We start from the raw sequence: 3446 nt of genomic DNA, 5'->3' as shown, positions 1-3446 counted from the left end.
ATATGGATCAGGGCGATTTCCGGCTGTTTGCGGTCGGCGATGCCGGCGCTGGAGTGCAGGGCAATCGCATCCCAGACCTGTTCAGCTTTCGCCTGCGCATAACCGTTCGCCAGGAGAAAACGACGGGCGGCATCGGCGCCATCGACTTCAAAGCGCTGGTCGGCGGCAAACTCGGGCGTCAGCCCCAGATCGTGCAGCAGTGCGGCGAGGTAGACCGCTTCCCGGTCGTACTGAAAACCCCGGCGCTGGCCGAGGAATTCGGCAAACCACCATGTCCGGTGCACATGATGCAAAAGCGCCCTGGAGTGGACGCGCTCCACGAGCGATGCGGCTCTGCGGGCTAGCTCGGAGTCTGGAGCGCTGAAGCCGCCGATGCTAATGGGTGTATTCATGTTGCCTCCCGGGAATGAACTTGGCTTGCCATTCACTCTAGGGATGTGCGGTGTGGCGCAATTGACTATTTACGGATGATTTGTGCCAATATTGACGTCTTGAACGAGCAGGAGCTCGCCGTGATGAACAAGACGAAACCTGGCCATTCATTGAGGGGCCGCATGCCAAAACGCGTGGTGATTCTGGGGTTGCCACCCGTCGACGGGCTCGACGTGATCGGCCCGGCCGAGGTGTTTTCCCTGGCGAACACTCTGCACGACGGAGCCTTCGCGCCCTATGTGCTTGAACTGGTCTGCGCGGGCGTCGACCCGCAAATGGCCAGCAGCACCGGCATCGGGCTCATGGCGCACACGACCCTCGAGCACGAGCGGCATGCCGACAAGGCAATCGACACGCTGATCGTGGCGACAGGCTGGCAAGCAATCGATCAGCTGGACGGGGCGGCCATCGAATGGATTCGCACGAGGTCCGAAAGCGTGCGACGGGTGTGCTCGATCTGTGTCGGCGCGTTTGCCTTGGCGGACGCAGGGCTGCTGGACGGGCGCCGGGCGACGACTCACTGGCGCATGGCACGCGATCTTGCCGAGCGTTATCCCAAGGTGCAGGTCGATCCGAATCCGATCTGGATCAAGGACGACAACGTCTATACCTCGGCCGGTATCTCGGCGGGCATCGACCTTGCCTTGGCGCTGGTCAGCGAAGACCTGGGGGATGACGTTGCGCTGGACATCGCGAAAAACCTGGTGTTGTTCCTGCGCCGTCCCGGTGGGCAGGCGCAGTTCAGTGTCGCCCTGCAATCGCAGCAGGTGCCCGGTTCAAATCTGGATGAACTGTGCCACTGGATCAGTGAGCACCTGAGTTCACAGCTGACCGTGGAAATCCTCGCAGACCGCTTCGCTACCAGCGTCAGAACCTTGATCCGGATCTTTCAGCGCGAGTTGCAGACCACCCCGGCCAAATACGTTGAAGACGTTCGGCTGGAAGCCGCGTGCCGGGAGCTCGAACTGGGTGGGCGGTCGATGGAGGAGGTCGCACGCCGATGCGGTTATCACAGCATTGACGTACTGAGGAAGGTTTTCGTCCGGCGCCTTGGCGTGAGTCCCAGGGAGTACGCGCAACGTTTCGCGCCAGACGTGGGGTAGGGGCGCCCGAGGCTTTCGGAGAATGTCGAACTGTTCGATGCGCTGGAGCTGTTGATCTGAGCGTTACCTCAGAACTCCAGATCGATCACCAAGGCCTCATCGAAATCAGGATTTTCATTGATGCCATTTTTGGCATAGCCCCGGGGGTTGCAGACCACGCGGGTATTGCCCACCCGATAATCGAAGCTGCCATGGGTGTGGCCATGCAGCCACAGTGCCGGCTGCCAGTCTTTGATCCGCGCTTCGAGGTCCGAGACAAAGCTTGAGTTGATCGGCGAACCGGCAAAGGTCGGGCTGATGCTCGACCGCGTCGGGGCGAAATGCGAGACCACCACCGTGGGTGTGCTGCTGTCGCGGGTGAAGCAGTCTTCCAGCCAGGCGACCGTCTGCAGAAACACCAGTTGGGAAATGGCCGGCGTGAACGGGTCAGGGAAATCGGGGGCGATCTTGATGTGGCTGAAGTCACGGATCAGCTGGGTCGCCAGATCGATGCCCAGCGCCCGATCCTCCGGGCTATCGAGCAGACGATAGTCAGACCACAGCGTGCAACCGAGAAAGCGCACGCCGTCTTGGACGTACTCCGAACGTTCCAGAATGTGGATCTGTGTACCTTGCGCCAGGCTGTTCATCTGCTCGTAGGTGGAGACCAGGTCACTGCCATAAAACTCGTGATTGCCCGCCACATACAACAGAGGAACCGGGCACGCGCTGGCCCACTCGATGGCCTTGGCCGGCCGGGCGATGTCCCCGGCGAGCACGACAATATCGGCATCCACGGCGGGAAAGGGGATCGTGTTGACGGACAGGTGCATGTCGGACAGCAAGGCGATGAGTCTGTGGTGCTTCTTATGCCGCTATCGCGAGCAAGCTCGCTCCCACAGTTTTGATCTTCAGTGACCGCCAATCCCACAGCTGGCCCGTTTACTTCAAATACCACCCCCAAGGCTGGTCGCTGACGTACTCGGTCACCAGCTTGACCTCCAGATAATTGTGCAACCCCCATTGCCCCAGTTCGCTGTCAAATTAAACCTCGTACTTCCGACGGCCAACCCTAAAAGCGCGTGGGATATTTCCTGAATCTACAGAAAGATTTCAACGCTGGCAGGTCGCTTGAATCCAGTCATTCAGCATGGTTTAAACATGCGTGTTTAATCGCTGTCAGCGTTACTTCATGAAAGCTACAACACCTTGCGTCGTTGCCTGCAGGTACGCCAGAATCCGCCGGCTTGTGCGCCTTGGGGCTGGGTTTTATCGTTGGCCGGTCGCTGGAAAACAACAGTGATCGGGTTTGGTAGCCCGGCTATGTGAGGTGCAAAGCGTCATCATCTGCAGCGTTTTTCTACTCTGCTTTATGGTGGCCATGCACAGGGTGCCTTCGGGCGCGCCGGTCTCCTTGCATCCCGGTCTACCAACCTGCGTATGGCCACCACCCTACGTTTGGTAGCGTGAGAGTGATGGCTCCTTTTTACGATGCGAGGAGTTTCACTATGTTCAAAGTCACACCCGATCCCCCGGACACTGATCCGGCATCTCCGTGCGAAAGTCTTGATTCAAACAAACTCAAYGAGGCCGCCGAGCGCGCGCTCAACCCCGGCACCCACATCATGGCGACGCCGCGCAAGCCCAGCACGATGTTCATCGTCAATCCTGGGCTCAACACTGAAACCCTGCTGGTGCACGCCTGTGAATCGCTGGCCTCAGCCAACGTCATGGCCAACGATCTGGTGGATCATCTGGAGGGGACGAGCCGCAATGCACTGCTGGGGATTGCGCAGGTGATCATGTTGGGGGGACTGGCGGTGAACCGGGCGCTGGATCGGCTTGATCCGCCCTGACCACAACCTCCAGATCACCGACAGACCTGTGGGAGCGAGCTTGCTCGCGATGGCGGTGTGTCAGACACATGGATGT

General features: G+C 59.6%; 4 protein-coding genes. 2 read left to right on the top strand and 2 right to left on the bottom strand.

Annotation, left to right across the window (positions count from 1 at the left end):
* Positions 1 to 392, bottom strand: a 392-nt coding sequence (locus tag ACXRVY_RS23795) for an HD domain-containing protein (RefSeq protein ID WP_458238405.1), incomplete at its 3' end; no start/stop codon positions are given.
* 120 nt (positions 393 to 512) lie between these two features.
* Between ACXRVY_RS23795 and ACXRVY_RS23790 the strand changes: the two genes are divergently transcribed.
* Entirely contained in the window at positions 513 to 1535 is a 1023-nt protein-coding gene (locus ACXRVY_RS23790; RefSeq protein WP_223463791.1) for a GlxA family transcriptional regulator, read from the top strand.
* Positions 1536 to 1603: 68 nt separating this feature from the next.
* Here the strand turns inward: ACXRVY_RS23790 and ACXRVY_RS23785 are convergent, their stop codons facing one another.
* Positions 1604 to 2365, bottom strand: coding sequence for a metallophosphoesterase (locus ACXRVY_RS23785; protein ID WP_458238406.1), 762 nt, complete (start codon positions 2363 to 2365; stop codon positions 1604 to 1606).
* A gap of 657 nt (positions 2366 to 3022) precedes the next feature.
* Here ACXRVY_RS23785 and ACXRVY_RS23780 point away from each other — a divergent pair.
* Complete coding sequence (locus ACXRVY_RS23780) at positions 3023 to 3370, top strand: DUF6124 family protein (RefSeq protein WP_223463771.1); 348 nt, start codon at positions 3023 to 3025, stop codon at positions 3368 to 3370.
* The last annotated feature ends 76 nt before the right edge of the window (positions 3371 to 3446 follow it).

This window comes from Pseudomonas sp. P5_A2_2, from assembly GCF_054177685.1.
Note: the sequence above shows the minus strand (reverse complement) of the source record. Positions and strands in the feature narration are given on the sequence as shown.